Origin of the sequence: Paenibacillus sp. JDR-2 (assembly GCF_000023585.1) — a bacterium.
GTDB lineage: Bacteria > Bacillota > Bacilli > Paenibacillales > Paenibacillaceae > Pristimantibacillus.
Genome location: NC_012914.1, coordinates 1,033,234 through 1,053,892 on the forward strand (window position 1 = coordinate 1,033,234; position 20,659 = coordinate 1,053,892).

The 20,659-nt window shown below is 52.2% G+C and carries 12 protein-coding genes; 10 read left to right on the forward strand and 2 right to left on the reverse strand.

The genetic code is table 11. The features are described from left to right. Positions 1-17 precede the first annotated feature (17 nt). The 3 genes from PJDR2_RS04495 to PJDR2_RS04505 all read left to right on the forward strand — a co-directional run bounded on the left by PJDR2_RS04495 (position 18) and on the right by PJDR2_RS04505 (position 2,957). Positions 18-1,088, forward strand: coding sequence for a DUF3048 domain-containing protein (locus PJDR2_RS04495; RefSeq protein WP_015842500.1), 1,071 nt, complete (start codon positions 18-20; stop codon positions 1,086-1,088). 232 nt (positions 1,089-1,320) lie between these two features. Next, positions 1,321-1,932, forward strand: coding sequence for a DUF47 domain-containing protein (locus PJDR2_RS04500; protein WP_015842501.1), 612 nt, complete (start codon positions 1,321-1,323; stop codon positions 1,930-1,932). 29 nt (positions 1,933-1,961) lie between these two features. Then, a complete protein-coding gene (locus tag PJDR2_RS04505) occupies positions 1,962-2,957 on the forward strand; it encodes an inorganic phosphate transporter (RefSeq protein ID WP_015842502.1) in 996 nt (331 codons plus the stop codon). A gap of 765 nt (positions 2,958-3,722) precedes the next feature. On the opposite strand, the gene PJDR2_RS04510 is transcribed toward PJDR2_RS04505, so the two are convergent. Further along, positions 3,723-4,403: a DUF559 domain-containing protein gene (locus PJDR2_RS04510; protein ID WP_015842504.1), complete on the reverse strand. Its 681-nt coding sequence runs from the start codon at positions 4,401-4,403 to the stop codon at positions 3,723-3,725. Between the two features lie 227 nt (positions 4,404-4,630). After that, positions 4,631-5,197, reverse strand: coding sequence for a hypothetical protein (locus tag PJDR2_RS31740; protein ID WP_015842505.1), 567 nt, complete (start codon positions 5,195-5,197; stop codon positions 4,631-4,633). 341 nt (positions 5,198-5,538) lie between these two features. Between PJDR2_RS31740 and PJDR2_RS04520 the strand changes: the two genes are divergently transcribed. From PJDR2_RS04520 to PJDR2_RS33065, 7 genes are all read left to right on the forward strand, one after another. Then, positions 5,539-5,829, forward strand: coding sequence for a YerC/YecD family TrpR-related protein (locus tag PJDR2_RS04520; protein ID WP_015842506.1), 291 nt, complete (start codon positions 5,539-5,541; stop codon positions 5,827-5,829). Positions 5,830-5,833: 4 nt separating this feature from the next. Then, positions 5,834-6,607, forward strand: a complete 774-nt coding sequence (locus PJDR2_RS04525; RefSeq protein WP_015842507.1) for a sirohydrochlorin chelatase — start codon at positions 5,834-5,836, stop codon at positions 6,605-6,607. Positions 6,608-6,642: 35 nt separating this feature from the next. Continuing rightward, positions 6,643-7,557 carry a diacylglycerol kinase gene (locus PJDR2_RS04530; RefSeq protein ID WP_015842508.1) on the forward strand — a complete coding sequence of 305 codons (915 nt, stop codon included), beginning with the start codon at positions 6,643-6,645 and terminating at the stop codon, positions 7,555-7,557. Between the two features lie 111 nt (positions 7,558-7,668). Next, positions 7,669-9,171, forward strand: coding sequence for a 23S rRNA (uracil(1939)-C(5))-methyltransferase RlmD (gene rlmD, locus PJDR2_RS04535; RefSeq protein ID WP_265525100.1), 1,503 nt, complete (start codon positions 7,669-7,671; stop codon positions 9,169-9,171). A gap of 176 nt (positions 9,172-9,347) precedes the next feature. Next, the gene (locus PJDR2_RS04540) at positions 9,348-12,491 is read left to right on the forward strand and encodes an ATP-binding protein (protein ID WP_049790018.1); all 3,144 of its coding nucleotides are present in this window, start codon (positions 9,348-9,350) and stop codon (positions 12,489-12,491) included. Then, on the forward strand, positions 12,488-13,618 hold the full coding sequence (locus PJDR2_RS04545; protein ID WP_015842511.1) for a response regulator: 1,131 nt from the start codon (positions 12,488-12,490) through the stop codon (positions 13,616-13,618). Before PJDR2_RS04540 ends, PJDR2_RS04545 begins: the two co-directional genes overlap by 4 nt. A 156-nt stretch (positions 13,619-13,774) precedes the next feature. Then, complete coding sequence (locus PJDR2_RS33065) at positions 13,775-20,599, forward strand: Ig-like domain-containing protein (protein WP_049790019.1); 6,825 nt, start codon at positions 13,775-13,777, stop codon at positions 20,597-20,599. Positions 20,600-20,659 lie beyond the last annotated feature (60 nt).

The following is a 20,659-nucleotide window of genomic DNA, read 5'->3' on the forward strand; positions in this document are numbered from 1 at the left end:
TAAAAGGCGGGAAACTTATGGGCAGTCGTTTTCGCAAGGCATGGTTGATCAGCTTGATTATTCTACTTATTTTCGTATCCGCTTGCGGCAGCGGTTCAGGGGAAAATACGGGAGGAGCAACATCTTCTCCAGCGGCATCTGATGCGACGGAGGCTACGCCATCGGCTGAACCAACGCCGGAGCTTGCCTTCACGGCTCCTCTTACGGGGCTGAAGCGCGACAGCGAAGCAGAAGCGCGGCCAGTTGCGGTTATGATCAACAATTTGAAGCCGGCGCGTCCGCAATCCGGGCTGACCAATGCCGATGTAGTCTGGGAAGTGCTCGCAGAGGGCGGCATTACGAGGCTGGTGGCAATCTTCCAAAGCACGGACAAGGGTACCGATGCGGTTGGACCGATCCGCAGCATCCGCCCGTACCTGATTGATATCGGGGAGAGCTACGGTGCTATTCTGGCTCATTCAGGGGCCAGCAATGACGCCTATGATATTTTGCAGCATCAGGACAAGCCTTATTTGGACGAAATCTCAAACGCTGGCCCTTACTTTTGGCGAAGCAAGGACCGCAAGGCGCCCCATAATCTGTACTCCGAGCTGGATAAGCTTCGGGCAGGTGCGGAGAAGAAAGGGTACCGCAGCGATGTTTCGGTTCCGGCTTATACCTTTGCGGAAGAAGGAGCAACCGCATCGGGCGCGGCGGCGTCCTCGATTCAGATCAAGTTTTTGCTCAAGGACTACAAGGTCTCTTATGAGTACGATGCGGCAAGCGGCTTATATAAGCGACTCATCAATGATGAACCGCATACCGATCTGAATAACGGCGAGCAGCTGACCGCTGCCAACGTGGTTGTGCTTGGCGCCAATCACAAAACGCTGGATGATGTCGGACGGCTTTCGGTTGATTTGCATGCGGGAGGCTCGGCGTTATTGTTCCAGAAGGGGAAGGTCGTCGAATGCGAATGGGTTCGCGCAAGCGACAATATGGTAAGGCTGATGAAGGATGGCGCCGAGCTTCCGTTTGTACCGGGGAAAACGTTCTTCCAGGTCGTGCCGAATACGCCAACTTTCGCTGAGCATGTGATTTATGGGTAAAAAAAAGGCAAGTCGGACACACTCTAACTAGGTGTAGAGGGTGGCCGCAAAAAAGAGTTAGAAGCGGTGCGTTCCTTTGCGGGACGCATCTTTTTATATTTTTTTTGCAAAAACGAAAACTTTTCATAAATCCTTTACATTCCCTTAACAAATATAAAGTAAACTGTGTTAAGATATTGTGGGCTCATTTCGAAATGATGCCTAACCATCCAGTCGGGTAAAGGGGATTACGATGTTTAAGAAAAAGGATATTTTCTTTAAAACGTTTGAGGAAATGGCGGATACACTGGTTGACGCAATTGAATATTTCGCAAACGGTGTTTCAGACCTGTCGGATGTCACTCAGTTCGCTAAGACCATGAAAGAGCATGAGAGCAGAGGCGACCAGTACGTTCATACGATTTTGAAAGAACTGAACAAAACGTTCATTACCCCCATTGAGCGGGAAGATATAATGGCTTTAACGAGTTCGCTTGACGATGTGCTTGACGGCATTGAAGCATGCGCATCGCGTTTTGAAATGTACAATATCCAGGAAAAAGACGAGTACATAACGCTGTTTGGCGATATACTGCTTCGTTCCGCAAACCAGATTAAGAAAGCGATCTATCTCCTTACCGACAAAAAACTGCTGGCGATCCGCGAGCCTAACATTGCGCTTAACGAGCTGGAGAACCAGGCGGATGACCTGCTCCGTGTCAGCATCAAGAGCCTGTTCACGAATGTGACTGACCCTATTGAACTGATGAAACGCAAAGAAATCTACGAAATGTTGGAGCAAACGACCGACTACTGCGAAGACGTAGCGAATACGCTGGAATCGATCATTATGCGCAACAGCTAAGCTTACACGGAGAGTAGGAGTCAATTCAAATGGATTCAATCACATTATGGATGGTTGTCATACTTGCGCTCGGTTTCGACTTTATTAACGGTTTCCACGATACGGCGAACGCAATCGCTACGACGGTATCGACCCGTGCCCTTAAACCAAGGGTTGCCATTATTATGGCGGCGTGCATGAACTTTATCGGTGCGGTTACGTTTACGGGCGTTGCGAAAAAAATCGGAAGCGGCGTTGCCAATCCGGCGGATCTGTCTAACGGGGTAGAGATCGTTATTGCCGCCCTTATATCGGCGATTGCCTGGAACCTTCTTACCTGGTGGTTCGGCATTCCTTCGTCTTCCTCGCATGCTTTGATCGGTTCGCTTGCCGGCGCTGTAGCTTCGGGCGCGGGATTTGATGCCATTAACGCACACGGGTTTATCGATATTGTTAAGGCGCTTATTTTCTCGCCGTTGATTGCTTTTTCGGCCGGTTTTATCATCATGTGGATCTTAAAGCTAATCTTCGCAAGGACAAGCCCGCATCAGGTGAACAAGGGCTTCCGGTTCGGACAGATTCTGACAGCGGCATTCCAGTCGTTCTCCCATGGCACAAACGACGCGCAGAAAGCGATGGGTATCATTACGTTTGCGCTCGTAGCTGGCGGTATCCAGGATCACTTCGAGGTTCCGCTGTGGGTTAAAATGTCGGCCGCGCTTGCGATGGCCCTTGGTACATCCATAGGCGGATGGAAGATTATTAAGACGATGGGCACGAAGATCTTCAAGATCGAGCCGATTAACGGCTTTGCCGCAGACGTAGGCTCGGCGGGCGTTATCCTGTCGGCAACGATGCTCGAGCTGCCTGTCAGCACAACGCATGTTATCACTTCCTCGATTCTCGGCGTAGGCTCCGCGAAACGCTTCTCGAGCGTACGCTGGTCGCTTGCCGGGAAGATCGTTATCGCATGGTTTATTACTATCCCGATCACAGCGCTGTTTGCAGCAGGCGTGTATTGGGTAATTGATACGGTATTTATGTAAGTTTAATTATGTAAGGTTGAATGAAAGCTCGTCCGCTGGACGGGCTTTTTTAGTTGATCTGCCGAGATTCGTAGCTGCCTCAGCAATAGAGAAGCAATAGTGAGTCTAAGCTCATAGTTAGTGAAGGCGAACGTACGAATAAGGCATGGAACCTCGCTGTTGAGCGTGCAGAGACGAGTTAGTGAGGTTATTAGGGCGGAGAGCCTCACTAATAGTGAGGCATTCCGCCGAGATTCGTAGCTGCCTCAGCAATAGAGAAGCAATAGTGAGTCTAAGCTCATAGTTAGTGAAGGTGAACGTACGAAAAAGGCATGGAACCTCACTGTTGAGCCATGCAGAGACGAGTTAGGGAGGTTATTAGGGCGGAGAGCCTCCCTAATAGTGAGGCTCTCCGCCGAGATTCATGGCTGCTTGAGCAATAGTGGAGCAATAGTGAGCCTAGGCTCATAGTTAGTGAAGGCGAACGTACGAAAAAGGCATGGAACCTCACTGTTGAGCATGCAGAGACGAGTTAGGGAGTTTATTAGGGCAGAGAGCCTCACTAATAGTGAGGCTCTCCGCCGAGATTCGCAGCTGCCTCAGCAATAGAGAAGCAATAGTGAGTCTCAGCTCATAGTTAGTGAAGGCGAACGTACGAATAAGCATGGAAGCTCACTGTTGAGCATGCAGAGACGAGTTAGGGAGATTATTAGGGCAGAGAGCCTCACTAATAGTGAGGCATTCTGCCGATGGTGCCGTAGTAATCAGATGAATCGTGAAACTAGACTATGTTGAAGCAACATAGTCCGCTAATACATATGTAGTAACACGATGCTTGGCTGGTAATCTCTGAAGAAGCTTTGCGGTTTCGAGGCGATGAAGCCAGTCTACGGCTGTTCGGTTACTGATTTGAAATTCCTGCGCGACATCTCCCGGCCGGATCTTCCCTTGTTGCCGCAGTGCCATTTGTATAATCCACTGTTTACGTATTTCCCAAATATTCGTTGTTTGTTTCAAGTCTCGTTGATAAGTCAATGACCACCAGTGGCCTATTGCCTGCTTCACTTTCACGATACATTGCTGGGGCTGATGCTCGACCTGCCATGCGGAGAAACGCAGCACCAGCCAGCCTGACAAGACGAGGTCATTCTGCCGGGATAAATGATCTTGAAATTCTGCTGGCGAAATGTCACGTGCGTGTGTAGTAAAACCATCAATTTCAATTACGAGCTTCATGCCGTTTTTAACGTAAACAAAATCACAAAATCGTTGTCCGCCTTTATGATCCAAAAAGGGATGCTCTGCCTTCAGCCCGTCGAAATTGTCTCCGAATGCCGGTCCCCACACACGCTCGAGAAAAAACAACTGCGACCGTTCCAACTTGTTCCGGAAAGATCCTTTTAACAGGGCTTCGCGTTCGAAGGATTCAATAAACTGTTGCAAGGCAGGATTATTTAATTTATTCATATATGATCCAGGCTCCTTTCAATAAAAGAGGGTTCGAAAAAAAAAGCACCCCGACCACAGCCAAATAGGCTGCAATCGGGGTGCGCTTCACTCCGAACCATGATGCTTATATAGCTACATCATAACTTGCAAGTAGAAAATGAGCAAGCTTGAAAAAGAGAGTCGGGAAGCCCCAGGCTTTCCGCCGCGCCAGCAAAGCCGCGCCAGCAGTGGTGCGGCTTTGCTGGTTAGCGCTGCCGCTTCCGCTTGCGGCGTCTGCCGGCGGAGTTTGTTGGTTTTTTGCGGCGTTTGCGTTTCTTCGGCACAAATTCAATATCTTCGTCCACCGCGTCGCTGCCGGAGTCCTTTTTGAAGGAACCCAGAATGACCTTGACGAGAGGAGCCATCTGCGACACACTGGATACGACCTTTTGAACCTTGCCCACCGTGGTCAGAATGCCATCCAGCCCGCCAATCCGGTCAACAAAGCCTTTGATCTCGGTCAAGCTTGGCATGTTAAAGCCGCCGGCTTTGGCCGGTGTTGTCGTCTCCACCAATTCTGCGGCTGTAGCCGGCACGACCACAGGCAGGCTTTCCTCGTGTTGTATTATAGTCTCTTCCGTCGAAAAGACAGGAGGCGCAGGTGGAATCGGGGCGCCGTCCGTGAAGCCAAGAGGATTCTGGAAGCTGTTAAATCCCTGACTGGCCTGGTTACGGACATAGCCGCGCCGGTGATGGCCGCTGTGCGGCGAGTGCGGCGGATACTGGTGAGGGTTCGAATGTCCGCCCCCGCCAGGATAGTTCCGGTAATTCACGCGGATCACAACCTTTTTTTCAAAGTTTATGGAACAATGGCTTCCCTACTCCGTCCGCTTCCACATGGGGGATTAGCCTGCACGCAGGTCCGCTCCCGTATGCCGTATAGGGAAGTATTCTTGGTATTAGTCTATGGCATAGGCAAACATGACGATTGGACGAATGCCCGATTTTATATAAATAATGCGGATATTTACCTACGGGCTGCTCTTCCGTCCTGTAAAGCGTGAATACGGTAATGCTTGAAAAAACCCCCTAAAAAAGCTACAATGTGAGCATTAGACATTAATGACAATGCCTGAAATGTGCGTGTAATCACGCCCCTGAGGAGTGGATGATAATGCAGCTTAAGAAGCTGAACGATAAAGCAATCGATCAATTATTCGAAGCGATTCTTACCCTTAAATCCGTTGAGGAATGTTATATCTTTTTTGACGACCTGTGCACGGTGAATGAAATCCAGTCGTTGTCGCAGCGTCTCGAGGTTGCGCGCATGCTGGGCAAGGGCAGCACGTATAACCAAATCGAGGCAGAGACTGGCGCCAGCACGGCAACGATTTCCCGGGTTAAGCGCTGTTTGAATTATGGTAACGATGGGTATAAAATGACTTTAGAGCGTTTAGGCAGATAGTGCCATGAAGCCGGGCATTCTCGTGATCAGTCATGGTTCGAGGGAAGCAGAATGGGTTCGGCTCGTTGACGAGGCGGTAGCTGCCGCGGCAGCTTCTCCTCATTTACAAGGCGTGCCGGTCTATTCTTCTTTTCTCGAAATTGTTGAAGGCCGTTTGATTCAGGATGGCATAGATGCGCTGGAAGAGCAGGGAGTAACGGATTTATTCGTGCTTCCTTTGTTCCTTTCGTCCGGCAGCACGCATGTCGATGAGATCGGGCAGGCGTTTGGCCTGCCGCCGGTGGCCGAGCTTGAAGGCGATCTTGGCATCTTCAGGGTTAACGCCAAGGTTCATTACGGCATGCCGATTGATGACGATCCCGATATTGCGGAGCTGCTGCTGTCGAATATTAAGCAGCTGTCTATCCAGCCGGAAGCAGAGACGGTTATGCTCATTGCGCATGGAAGCCGGGAAAAGGTTTTCCATGAACGCTGGCAGCACGGTCTGAACCAGCTCGCGGAACGGCTGCGGAAGCTGGGCGGCTTTGCCCACTCCGCTACGGCGATGCTGCTGCCCGATCAGGCGGCGGCTCATTTGAGAGCTTTGCAAGAGGAGAGACCAAGTGAAGCGGTAATCGTCGTTCCTCTATTTTTGAGCAAGGGTTATTTTACGAATACGGTCATTCCATCGCGGTTGCAGGGTCTGGATTACCGGTACAACGGGCAGGCTATGCTGCCTCATCCGGCTATTGAACGGTGGCTGGAGCGGCGTATGACGGCTTGGCTTCAGGAGAGGTAAGTGACCGTTTTTTGAAAGAAATGGTGGGTTAATCGATGAAGCGTGCAAGATTGATTTACAACCCGACATCGGGAAGAGAAGAGATGAAGCGTCGTCTCCCGGATATTCTCCAGAAGCTGGACCAGGCAGGAATCGAGACCAGCTGCCATGCGACGATTGGAGCGGGAGATGCAACGATCGCCGCAGCGGATGCAGCGGAGCGGGATTATGATCTGATTATCGCGGCAGGCGGCGACGGGACCATCTACGAGGTTATTAACGGGATGGCGAATAAGCCAAACCGGCCGCCTCTTGGCATTTTGCCGCTGGGAACAACGAATGATTTCGCCCGCGCGATGGGCATCCCGAAGCATTGGGAATACGCGTGCGATCTGATTATCCAGAATTACACGCGGCCGATTGACGTCGGTCAAGCCAATGAGCGTTATTTCATTAATATTGCGGGGGGCGGCTCGCTGACCGAACTGACCTATGATGTACCGATTAAGCTGAAGACGATGATCGGGCAGCTGGCGTATTATTTGAAAGGCTTAGAGAAGATGACCCGCTTAAGCCCAACGGAGCTTGTGATTGAAGCAGAAGGGGTAGGCAAATTCCACGAGGAATTTATGCTTTTCCTGATCTGCAACAGCAATTCGGTTGGCGGATTCGAGAAGCTGGCGCCGGACGCGAAGCCGGATGACGGGCTGTTTGACGTCGTGCTTCTCAGGAGATGCAATCTGGCTGAATTTATCCGGATTGCTACGCTGGCGCTCCGGGGCGAGCATCTGAACGATTCGCATGTGATTCATTTCCGTACGAATAAGATGAAGGTCACTTCACCAAGTTATGTGCAGATTAACCTGGATGGTGAATACGGAGGGACGCTGCCGTTTACGTTTTCGGTGCTGCCGTCGCATCTGCAGATTTTTGCCGATGAGCATGGCGCGGCTTCCTATCGCAATCGCTGATAGCAATTGGAATAAACCTCTAATAGCAGGCCTGGTGCTTGCTGCCAGAGGTTTATTTCTTTATGCGGATGCATTACACTATAGGGATAATAGATGAGGAAGCGGAGAGCAATGATGAATAGAAATCATACGCGTAATGCGGGTTCAAATAGAAAAGGCCATACGCAAGGCGGCCGGAAGAGCGGGGGAGCGGGAAGAGCTCCTTCGCAGGCTGCCGTGGATGCGCCGGTGCAAAAAAACGATGAGGTTGTTGTCGACATTATCGGTCTGACCCATGACGGTGAAGGGGTTGGCCGGGCGGACGGCTATACCTTGTTCATTCAAGGGGCGCTGCCAGGCGAGCGTGTACGGGCGAAAGTAATGAAGGTAAAAAAAGCGTACGGCTACGCGCGCCTTCAAGAGCTGCTGGATGCAAGCGCGGACCGCGTAGTTCCGGTATGCGGCATTTACGACAAATGCGGCGGCTGCCAGCTGCAGCATATGGACTATGCCGCGCAGCTGAACTGGAAGCGGCAGCATGTCGTGGATGCGCTCGAGCGGATCGGGAAGCTGCAGATTGCTGGCGAAGGCGAGGAGGCATCCGGGATTACCGTTCATCCAACGGTAGGGATGAACGATCCGTGGCGCTACCGCAATAAGGCGCAGGTGCCGGTCGGGGCTTCAGCGGGTGCCGGCGAGCTGATTGCAGGCTTTTACGCCAAGGGCAGCCATCGCATTATCGATACGGATCAATGCCATATTCAGCATGACCGCAACGATGAGGTTGTCCGGATTGTGAAGGCCATCGGCAGGGAGCTTGGCGTATCGGCGTATGATGAGGAGAGCGGCAAAGGGCTGCTCCGCCATGTAATGACGCGGACAGGCTTTGTGAGCGGCGAGATTATGGTCGTGCTAGTGACCAACGGACGCAAGCTTCCGCAAGCCGAGTTGTGGGTGGAGCGAATCCGCGCGGCGTTGCCGGAAGTAAAAAGCATCGTGCAGAACGTAAATACTCGCGATACGAATGTCATCTTTGGCGATGAGACGAAGGTGTTATGGGGCAGCGAGGTGATCTATGACGAGCTTGACGGTATCCGGTTCGCGATCTCGGCGCGTTCATTCTATCAGGTGAACCCGTCGCAGACGATAGAGCTCTACCGGACAGCCGTTGATTATGCGCAGCTTACAGGCAAGGAGTCCGTTATTGATGCCTATTGCGGCATCGGGACGATCTCTTTGTTCCTTGCACGGAAGGCTGGCCGAGTCTACGGCGTAGAGATTGTGCCGGAGGCTATCGAGGATGCGAAGCGTAATGCGGAGCTGAACGGCATCAGCAACGCCTCGTTTGAGGCAGGCCCTGCGGAAGTTGTCATCCCTCGCTGGCGCGAGGAGGGGATTATCCCCGACGTCATTGTCGTGGACCCGCCGCGCAAGGGCTGCGACCCGGCGCTGCTGGATACGATCCTGAAGATGCAGCCGGAGCGGGTGGTTTACGTCAGCTGTAATCCTTCCACGCTCGCGCGAGATTTGCGCACGCTCGAAGACGGCGGCTATAAGACGGTAGAGGTTACGCCGGTCGATATGTTCCCGTGGACGAGCCACGTGGAGTGCGTTGTGTGGATGGTTCGAAAATAAGTCAGGGCAACATTCGCTTAAATAAATTATTTTTCTCAAAGTCCAAGTATCTATTGCTTGGGCTTTTTTTGTGTTGCTTGATTACTATGCAATTAGTCTCTACTACGTTCCAGAAAAAGGACATGAGTTCTACTTTAACGAATATAGCTACAAACAATAAATTATCGGGTGAGAATATGAGGACGGAGCGGGAAACGGGTACAGGAAGAAAACATTTAACGGTATTGGTCGGCATGATTGTTGTTTTCACCATTGTTACTTCACTTTTTATTTATGGATGGGTAAAACCTACGTTTCAGTACCCGGAAGCGCGAGGAGGAGTGCTGGATGCCAGACAATGGGATTTTGCCAATCAAGGGATTGTGCCGCTACGGGGAGAATGGGAGTTTTATGAGAACAAGCTGCTGACTCCCCAGGATTTCAACACCAATGGAAAAGCACTGGAAGCGGATCGCCGAATCGTTCATGTCCCCGGAGGCTGGAAGGGTGTCGATTCCGCAAGCAGCGGTTACGGTGCGGGTACGTACCGTCTGCATATAAAGGTTAGCGATCCTGATTTTTATAGCCTTAGAGGCAAAAAGATTCGCATGTCCAGCCATATCTATATGAACGGCTCGGACCTCGGCGGCACCGGAAAGCCCGGTTTGTCCCCAGTGCGATTTGTCCCCAGCAACCTTCCGTTTTTCGGTACAATTAAAGCGGATTCGGGCACCATCGACATCATTATTCAGATCGCCAGCTATCGTTATCTGGAGGGTGGCTTGGTGCAAGCGCCGGAGTTCGGGTTAACGGAGGATGTATTGGCCAGGCGAGATAATTCAAGGCTCGCGGATATGGTTGTCATTACCACGCTTCTGGTATTCGGGATCTATTTCGCAGGGATGTTCAAGCAATGGGAGAAGGACCCTTATCTGGCTTATTTCAGCTTATTCTGCTTGTCATTAGGGTTGTTTTTCAGCTTCGATAACGAAATCGTCGTGGCGACCCTGTTCCCCGGGATCTCCTTCTTGTTATTGCAGAAGATGCTGTTCATCCTGCCTTATGTCTCCATCTTCTCGTTTGCCCTCTATGTCTATTTGTACCTGGGCTATGAGAGAAGCTTGGAATATAAGTGGCTTAGCCGGTTTTTTTACGTTTCCCTGGCCTTATTGGCGGGCATTCCGAACGAGTATTTAGCTGATATTATTTGGTTGGGAATTATTCTGCATATCACCGCTTTCGCTTTCATTATTCGCTGGATTTTCCGTTATCGGAATGGCGGCGTTCAAGTTTACTATATTTTAATGGGTTTATTTTTCCTAATCATTAGCTGGGTCTATGCCCAGACGCGCTATCAGCTGGCGCTCGACAATCCGTATTATATGATCGTAACGCCGCTGCTTCTCGTGCTGTCGCAGTCGTTCCTCATGTCGGACCGGGCTCGCGAGGCGTATCTGCGCAACGAGAGATTGGCTGGGCAGCTGATTGCGTACGACCGCCAGAAGGATGAGTTTCTCATTCATACGTCCCATGAATTCAAGACGCCGCTGCACGGTATTATTAATCTGGCGCAGGTGGTAATTGACCAAAATGGCGAAGAGATAGCGCAGCGACATCGTGAAAATTTGAGCTTTATTATCGCCCAGGCGACCCGCCTGTCTGCGCTGGTGAACGATATTATCGATTTTCAAAGCTTGCAGCAAGGCAACCTGACGTTCCACAACCGATTCTTCGATATGAGCGGAACGGTGCAGGCGACGCTAGAATCGCTGAAATATTTACGGAGGAACGATCAGATACAGCTGATTAATCAGGTGCCTCCAGGAACCTTCTTTCTGTTCACCGATGAAAATCGAATGAAGCAGATTCTCGTGAATCTGCTGGGCAATGCGTTAAAGTTTACGGAACGGGGAAGCGTAGCGGTGGCCGCAGAGTCGCGAGAGGGCTGGCTTCGTTTGACGTTTGCCGATACCGGCGCCGGAATGAGCAAGGAACGGCAACGGGAGCTTTTCAAGGTTGATCTGTACCAAGCAGAAGCGGAGCCGGCGGTTTCGGCGTTTCAATCTTCCGGTCTAGGTCTGAAAATATCGAAAGCGCTGGCGGTACAAATGGGCGGCGATCTGGAACTGCAATGGTCGGAGCCAGGGAAGGGGTCCGTATTCGAGCTGCGGCTGCCGGAGGCTGCGGAAACGCATAGGGAATTGGAGAAAGTCCGGGCAGAGGCCGCTGTCGGTCTCGAGCAGCAGCTGCCCGAGGCTAGCTTGCTGACGAAGTCGGGAACCCCGCTTTATACGGAAGAGGGAACCGGCGAGGTAAAGATTTTATTGGTGGATGACGATTCCTCCAACATCAAAGTGCTGCAGGAGTTGTTTCCTTCTAGCCGCTATCACGTCTTTGTAGCATACAATGGAGAAGACGCGCTCAAGTTGATTAAGCAGCATCGCGGCGAACTGTCGCTTGTCCTGCTCGACGTAATGATGCCCGGGCTTTCAGGGTATGAAGTGTGCAGGCGCATCCGGGAGGAGAACCCACTCTACCAACTGCCCGTGTTGCTGTTGACGGTGCGCAATTCGCCGGCTGATATCGCGCTGGGCTTCGAGGCGGGAGCCAATGATTTTCTAGTAAAGCCGTTCAGCGGCAAGGAACTGCTGGCTCGGGTGCAAACGCTGCTGCAAATGAAGGAAGCCGTCGAGCAGGCCATTCGCATGGAGACGCTGTTTCTGCAATCGCAGATCAAGCCGCATTTTGTCTACAACGCCTTAAGCGGCATTATTTCATTATGCTACAGCGATGGCGCGCGGGCAGGCAAACTGCTTGGCGAATTCAGTAACTATTTGAGGCTTAGCTTTGATCTTGACCCCCGTCATGCCAAGGTAAGCCTAAACCGGGAGCTGTCTCTGACCAAATCCTATGTCGAGCTGGAGCAGGCCCGTTTCGGAGAACGCCTTCATGTGGAATGGGAGGTAGGTGCTCCAACGGAGACGCTGGTTCCGGCGCTGATCTTGCAGCCCCTGGTGGAAAATGCGATTCGGCATGGCGTAATGAAGCGGCTATCGGGAGGCAATGTAGTCATTCGGGCTAAGCTTGTCCAGTATGGCTTGCAGATCTCTGTTCAGGATGATGGGGTCGGCATGAACCCGGATCAGCTGGATCGAATGTTCAAAACAGAGCGGATGGGCGGAAGCATCGGGCTGATCAACGTGCATAAACGACTGATAAACGAATTCGGGCAAGGCCTAAGAATCGAGAGCGTTCAGGGCAAAGGCACAACCGTTGCCTTTAGAATTCCCTTTCGAATGCAGGTGGTTGAACTTGACGGAGAGGGGGATGAGGCAAGATGATGAGAGCCATAGTCGTAGACGACGAGCGGCTGGTTGCGGAGCAAATAGACCGAATGCTGGTCAATGCCGGCGTAAAGGTATTGGGCCGCTGCGTGAATCCTCACGAGGCGCTTGGGATGGCAAAGGCGCTGCAGCCTGATGTATTGTTTCTTGATATTGAAATGCCGGAGCTAAGCGGACTGGAGATTGCGCAGCAGGTTTATGCGGACAAGCTCGACACGGAGGTTGTTTTCATTACCGCTTACAATCAATACGCAATCGATGCGTTCCGGGTGAATGCGCTCGATTATTTGCTGAAGCCGGTTATGGAAGAGGATTTGCAGCGTTCGCTGGAACGGATCGAAAAAAGACGGCAGCATCGCGGAGCTGTCAGCAGCGGCGGACAACGGATGGTTAACGTTGAGCTGTTCGGCAAGTTCGCGCTGCGTTTGGAAGATAGCCCGGACCCGATTCGCTGGGTAACATCCAAATGCGCGGAACTGCTCGCTTACATGCTTCTGCAGACTTTGGAGAAGGAAATCAGTAAATGGGAATTGTTCGAAGCACTGTGGCCGGCTTTGAACGAGGAGAAGGCGGGTATCAACCTTCGCAGCACGGTTAGCAGGATCAACAAGACGCTGCGTGATTACGGCGCGGGAATGACTCTAGCTTCTGTAAGGAACGGCTACAGGCTGGTTTTGTCCGATGAAGCGCCAACTGTGGATGCGGCGGAACTGGAGCTTTTTGTGCTGGACGGCGTCGAACCGGACACGGATAACGTGTCCCATGTCGAGCAGTTGTTTCATCGCTGCAGTCAACCGTTCCTGCAAGAGTTCGACAGTGCCTGGTGCGAGCCATACCGCAAGCAATATCGCCAGTATTTTCTGCATTTGGGGAAAAAGCTGCTTATCTATTACGAGAAAACCGATGCAGAACCGTTCAAGGCGCTTAGACTGGCCGACCTGCTGGTCGAACATGAGCCTTACGACGAATCGTTGCGCGAAGCGGCGCTGAAGCTGCACCATCGCACTGGCGGAACCGCAAGCGCGGCCGCCTACTATGAAGCATATGCCGATTTGATTAATACCGAGCTGGGAGCTTTGCCTGGCGTTAGGCTTACCGCTTTGCTTCGCGGCATAACGGATTGATACCTAATAAATGAAGGAACCTGCGGTTCGATGCGGGTTCCTTTTTGTTTTGCAACAATTTTGCAACATTGTTCTAGTTATAATGTCCTAGCAGTGTACATCAGCATGAAGGCGAGTGAGAAGAAAGCAATGATGAAACGTGGGATATCGCTAGTCATGGTATTATTTTTAGTTGCAGCAAATCTTCCTCAATATGCTCTTGCAAATTCTCTTGGCGGGTGGAATGCTCGCAATCCGGTGCCTACGAGTAGCAACCTGTATGGCTCCGCCTACGGAAACGGCATTTATGCGGCAGTTGGAGAGTCCGGAACAATTGTGACATCAAGCGACGGAGTGAACTGGACGAGCCGAGCAAGCGGAACCATAAATACGCTCTATAGTATCGCCTACGGAAACGGCATGTTTGTGACGGTGGGGGGAGGAGGAACGATTCTAACTTCCAGCAACGGCGTGAACTGGACGGACCGATCGGGCATTACTTCGAATGTTCTGGGCGGCATTATCTACGGAAATGGCCTGTTTGTGGCTGTCGGCACAGGTGGAGCAATTGTGACGTCAGCCAATGGAACAAGCTGGTCGAACCGGACGAGCGGTGTTACCGAAAGTCTAAATAGCGTCATTTACGGAAACAGCATTTTTATCGCGGTAGGGAATAAAGGAAAGATTGTGACTTCCACCAACGGAACAAGCTGGACGAGCCGAACGAGTGGCGTTACGGATGCTCTAAACGGCGTCACTTACGGAAACAGCACGTTTGTGACGGTGGGGGGAGGAGGAACGATTCTGACTTCCACCAACGGAACAAGCTGGACCAGTCGAACGAGTGGTACTACGAGCACTTTATATAATGTTACTTACGGGAATGGAACGTTTATGGCAACTGATTATATCAGTAATAAAATTTTGGCCTCCAGCAACGGATCGAGCTGGGCAAGCCGAACGACAAGTACGACGAATGTTCTGAATGGAATCTCCTACGTAAACAGTATGTATATGGCGGTGGGAGGAGGAGGAATAATCGTCACCTCAGGAAACGGAACGAGCTGGACGAACCGGACAAGCCCCATTACGAATAACTTAACGAGCGTTATTTACGGAAACAGCGGCTATGTGGCGGTGGGGAATGGAATAATTATGACCTCCGGCAACGGTACAAGCTGGACGAGCCAAGCAAGCGGCACGACGAATGCCCTGAATGGTGTCGCTTTTGGAAATAGCAAGTATGTGACGGTGGGCAATGGCGGAGTCATTATGACCTCCAGCAACGGAATAAGCTGGGCCGGCCAAACAAGCGGCACTACGAATGCTTTAAATGGCGTTACTTTCGGAAACGGTGTATACGTCGCGGCGGGAAATAATGGAACAATTGTAACCTCTAGTGATGGAGTGAACTGGACAAGTCAAACGAGCGGCACTTCGAATCCTCTATATAGCGTTACTTACGGGAACGGCGTGTATGTGGCGGTGGGAAGCCTTGGCGTAATTGTGACCTCGAGCAATGGGGTGAATTGGACGCTTCAGACGAGCAACACTACGAATACGTTGTATGGGGTAACGTTCGGTAATGGCGTCTATGTGGCAGTAGGTACCAGCGGAGCGATTGCGATCTCAAGCGACGGAGCAAGCTGGTCAAGCCTAGCAAGCGGCACTTATGATACTCTGAGGAACGTTATGTACGGAAACGGTATGTACGTGGCGTCAGGCAACCTTGGCACGATGCGAATCTCCAGCAGCGACGGACTAAACTGGCTTAGCCAAGCAAGCGGCACTTCTAAAGGGCTATATGGCAGCGTCTACGCAAAAGGCACGTATATGACGGTTGGTTTATCCGGAACAATCATGCAAACCGATCTATTGCCGGTAACGACTTACACTGTAACTTATAGCGGTAACGGGGCGACATCGGGAAGTTTGCCGGCCGACAATGGGCTATATGAACAAGGAGAGCTGGTAACCGTGCTCGGCAATACGGGAAGCCTGGCTAGGACAGATTTTACGTTCGCAGGGTGGAATACGGAGGCGGACGGAAGCGGTACGGACTATGCCCCCGGCACGGATTTTATGATGGGGACAGGCAACGTAACGCTTTATGCGAACTGGACGGCAAACCCGCCGGTACCGGCTGTCAACAGCGTAAGCGTGAGTCCTGACACTGCAAGCGTAGAGCAAGGCAGCAGCAAACAGCTCGCGGCAACAGTGGATACGGTTGGCGGAGCGGCGACCACGGTTACGTGGACGAGCAATGACGTCAGTCACAAAGTGACCGTAGACGGCACGGGTAAAGTGACCGTCGCAGCAGATGCAACGCCTGGCGATTATACGATCACGGCAACGTCAACGGTAGACAGCAGCAAAAAAGGGATCGCGACGATTACCGTTACCGCAGCACCAGCGGTAATCGGGGTGAGCGTAAGCCCGAATACTGCAAGCGTAGAGCAAGGCAGCAGCAAGCAGCTCGCGGCAACAGTGGATACGGTTGGCGGAGCGGCGACCACGGTTACGTGGACGAGCAATGACGCCAGTCACAAAGTGACCGTAGACGGCACGGGTAAAGTGACGGTCACAGCGGATGCCGCGCCTGGCGATTACACGATCACGGCAACGTCAACGGTAGACAGCAGCAAAAAAGGCACAGCGACGATTACCGTAACCGCAGCGCCTGCGGTAATCGGAGTGAGCGTAAGCCCGAATACTGCAAGCGTAGAGCAAGGAAGCAGCAAACAGCTCGCGGCAACAGTGGATACGGTTGGCGGAGCGGCGACCACGGTTACGTGGACGAGCAATGACGTCAGTCACAAAGTGACCGTAGACGGCACGGGTAAAGTAATCGTCGCAGCAGATGCAACGCCTGGCGATTATACGATCACGGCAACGTCAACGGTCGATAGCAGCAAAAAAGGCACAGCGACGATTACCGTTACCGCAGCACCTGCGGTAATCGGAGTGAGCGTAAGCCCGAATACTGCAAGCGTAGAGCAAGGCAGCAGCAAGCAGCTCGCGGCAACGGTTGATACGGTTGGCGGAGCAGCGACCACGGTTACGTGGACGAGCAATGACGCCAGTCACAAAGTGACCGTAGACAGCACGGGTAAAGTAACCGTCGCAGCAGATGCAACGCCTGGCGATTATACGATCACGGCAACTTCAACGGTCGATAGCAGTAAAAAAGGGACCGCGACGATTACCGTTACCGCGGCACCGGCTGTCAACAGCGTAAGCGTTAGTCCTGACACTGCAAGCGTAGAGCAAGGCAGCAGCAAACAGCTCGCGGCAACGGTTGATGCGGTTGGCGGAGCGGCGACCACGGTTACGTGGACGAGCAATGATGCTAGTCACAAAGTGACCGTAGACAGCACGGGTAAAGTGACGGTCGCAGCAGATGCAACGCCTGGCGATTACACGATCACGGCAACGTCAACGGTAGACAGCAGTAAAAAAGGGACCGCGACGATTACCGTTACCGCGGCACCGGCTGTCAACAGCGTAAGCGTGAGTCCTGACACTGCAAGCGTAGAGCAAGGCAGCAGCAAACAGCTCGCGGCAACGGTTGATGCGGTTGGCGGAGCGGCGACCACGGTTACGTGGACGAACAATGATGCTAGTCACAAAGTGACCGTAGACAGCACGGGTAAAGTGACGGTCGCAGCAGATGCAACGCCTGGCGATTACACGATCACGGCAACGTCAACGGTAGACAGCAGTAAAAAAGGTACTGCGACGATTACCGTTACAGCGGCACCGGCTGTCAACAGCGTAAGCGTGAGTCCTGACACTGCAAGCGTAGAGCAAGGCAGCAGCAAGCAGCTCGCGGCAACAGTGGATGCGGTTGGCGGAGCGGCGACCACGGTTACGTGGACGAGCAATGACGCCAGCAATAAAGTAACCGTAGACGGCACGGGTAAAGTAACCGTCGCAGCAGATGCAACGCCTGGCGATTACACGATCACGGCAACGTCAACGGTAGACAGCAGCAAAAAAGGCACAGCGACGATTACCGTAACCGCAGCGCCTGCGGTAATCGGAGTGAGCGTAAGCCCGAATACTGCAAGCGTAGAGCAAGGCAGCAGCAAACAGCTCGCGGCAACAGTGGATACGGTTGGCGGAGCGGTGACCACGGTTACGTGGACGAGCAATGACGCCAGTCACAAAGTGACCGTAGACGGCACGGGTAAAGTGACGGTCACAGCGGATGCCGCGCCTGGCGATTATACGATCACGGCAACGTCAACGGTAGACAGCAGTAAAAAAGGTACTGCGACGATTACCGTTACAGCGGCACCGGCTGTCAACAGCGTAAGCGTGAGTCCTGACACTGCAAGCGTGGAGCAAGGAAGCAGCAAACAGCTCGCGGCAACAGTGGATACGGTTGGCGGAGCAGCGACCACGGTTACGTGGACGAGCAATGACGCTAGTCACAAAGTGACCGTAGACGGCACGGGAAAAGTAACCGTCGCAGCGGATGCCGCGCCTGGCGATTATACGATCACGGCAACGTCAACGGTCGATAGCAGTAAAAAAGGCACAGCGACCATTACCGTTACCGCAGCGCCTGCGGTAATCGGCGTAAGCGTAAGCCCGAACACTGCAAGCGTAGAGCAAGGAAGCAGCAAGCAGCTCGCGGCAACAGTGGATACGGTTGGCGGAGCGGCGACCGCGGTTACGTGGACGAGCAATGATGCCAGTCACAAAGTGACCGTAGACGGCACGGGTAAAGTAACGGTCGCAGCAGATGCCGCGCCTGGCGATTATACGATCACGGCAACTTCAACGGTCGATAGCAGTAAAAAAGGTACCGCGACGATTACGGTTACCGAAGCACCTGTCTACACGATTGCTGCTATATCGAATCAAACGTTAACGGCACTTGCTGAGGGGTATGCAACGGGTACTCAAGAGACAAAACCGATTTCCGTAACGAATACGGGCACAGGTCAGTTGACGAACCTGACTGTAACGATTAGCGGTACGAATCCTAACGATTATACGATCACGCAGCCGGCTTCTTCCTTGAACAGCAGCGAATCGACGAGCTTTACGATCCAGGCGAAAGACGGCTTGGCAGCAGGTACTTATTCGGCAACGGTTACCGTATCGGCGGATCTCATGACGCCTGTAACCTTTACGGTCACGCAATCCGTCAACCTGCCGGATGCTCCTGCTAATCCGCAGGAACTGAATGCTGTCGGAGGCAACCGTCAAGTTACTCTAAATTGGAGTACGGTAGCTGGAGCGACGTATTACAACATTTATATGGCGACGGCTTCAGGCCAATACACGGATGACGAAGTTGCAACTGTTACTGCATCTACCTACAACGTTGAGGATCTAGTAAACGGAACAACCTATTATTTTGTGGTAAAGGCCGGCAACGCAGGCGGTTTGGGTGCTAAGTCGAATGAGGCAAGCGCAACTCCGGCAATCGCTCCGGCAGCACCTACAAATGTGACAGCGACAGCGGGGGATGGACAAGTTACCCTTACCTTCACGGCTCCCGCTGACGACGGCGGAAGTCCGATTACACGATATGAAGTGACGGTAGTTCCGGGGAATGTGGTTGTATCCGGAACATCAAGCACGATTGTCGTTACCGGTTTAAGCAACGGTACAAGCTATACCTTTACGGTTAAAGCGATTAATGCAGCGGGAGTAAGCGTATCCTCTGCGGAGTCCAATCCCGTCGTGCCGAAATCATCATCGCCTACTGTTCCAACGACACCAAATACAGTCAATAATAGTGTAGACGTGCTTATTAACGGGAAAGTGGAAAATGCGGGGACAGCCACAACAAGCAAGCGTAACGACCAGAACGTCATAACGATTTCAGTAGACCAGAAAAAGCTGGAGGATAAACTAGCGGCGGAAGGGCAAGGCGCCGTTATCACGATTCCGGTTAATTCGAAGTCGGATATCGTCATTGGCGAGCTCAACGGTCAAATGGTTAAAAGCATGGAAAACAAGCAAGCTGTGGTTGTGATCAAAACGGATCAAGCGACGTATACGATTCCCGCGCAGCAAATACAAATCGGCGCTATTGCGGATAAATGGGGCAATACGGTCTCCCTGCAAGACATCAAAGTGCAAATCGAAATCGCTTCGCCAACGGCGGATACTTTGAAGGTTGTAGAGAACGCGGCAGCAAATGGCATGTTTACGCTAGTGGTTCCGCCGGTGGGCTTTACGATCAAAGCCACGTATGGAAATGAAAGTATTGAAATCTCGAAATTCAACGTCTATGTGGAAAGAACCCTCCCCATCCCGGCCGGAGTTGATCCGAGCAAGATTACGACAGGCGTCGTTGTTGAGCCGGATGGAACGGTTCGCCATGTACCTACTAAAATCGTACTCATCGATGGCATGTATTACGCTCAAATCAACAGCTTAACCAATAGCACCTATTCCATCGTCTGGCATCCGCTCGAATTCCTTGATGTCGCGAATCATTGGGCGAAAGCCGCTATAAACGATATGGGATCAAGGATGGTTATCAATGGAACCGGCGACGGTCTGTTCAGTCCTGACCGCGACATCACCAGAGCCGAGTTTGCGGCCATTCTTGTACGCGGATTGGGATTGAAGCCGGAAAACCGTTCATCGGCATTTTCTGACGTGAATGCGTCGGATTGGTTCAGCAGCGCGATCAACACGGCATACGTCTATCAGCTGATTAACGGATTTGAGGACGGAACCTTCCGGCCGAACGACAGGATTACTCGTGAAGAGGCCATGACAATGCTCTCCAGAGCGATGGCGATTACCGGACTAAAGGCAACACTGTCCGATCAATCGGAAGCCGCAATACTCTACCCGTTTGGAGACGCGTCAAATGTATCCGACTGGGCTATCGGCGGCGCTGCAGACAGCATACAAGCAGGCCTTGTTACAGGGCGAAGTGCCGCTGAGCTTGCGCCGAAGGCATTTATCACCAGGGCAGAGGTTGCAACTATTATTCAAAGGCTTCTGCAAGCTTCCGAACTGATTTAAGTCTTTTTAAAAGAGAGCATCCATGCGGGATGCTCTCTTTTTTAACTCATGTTTAGCTTT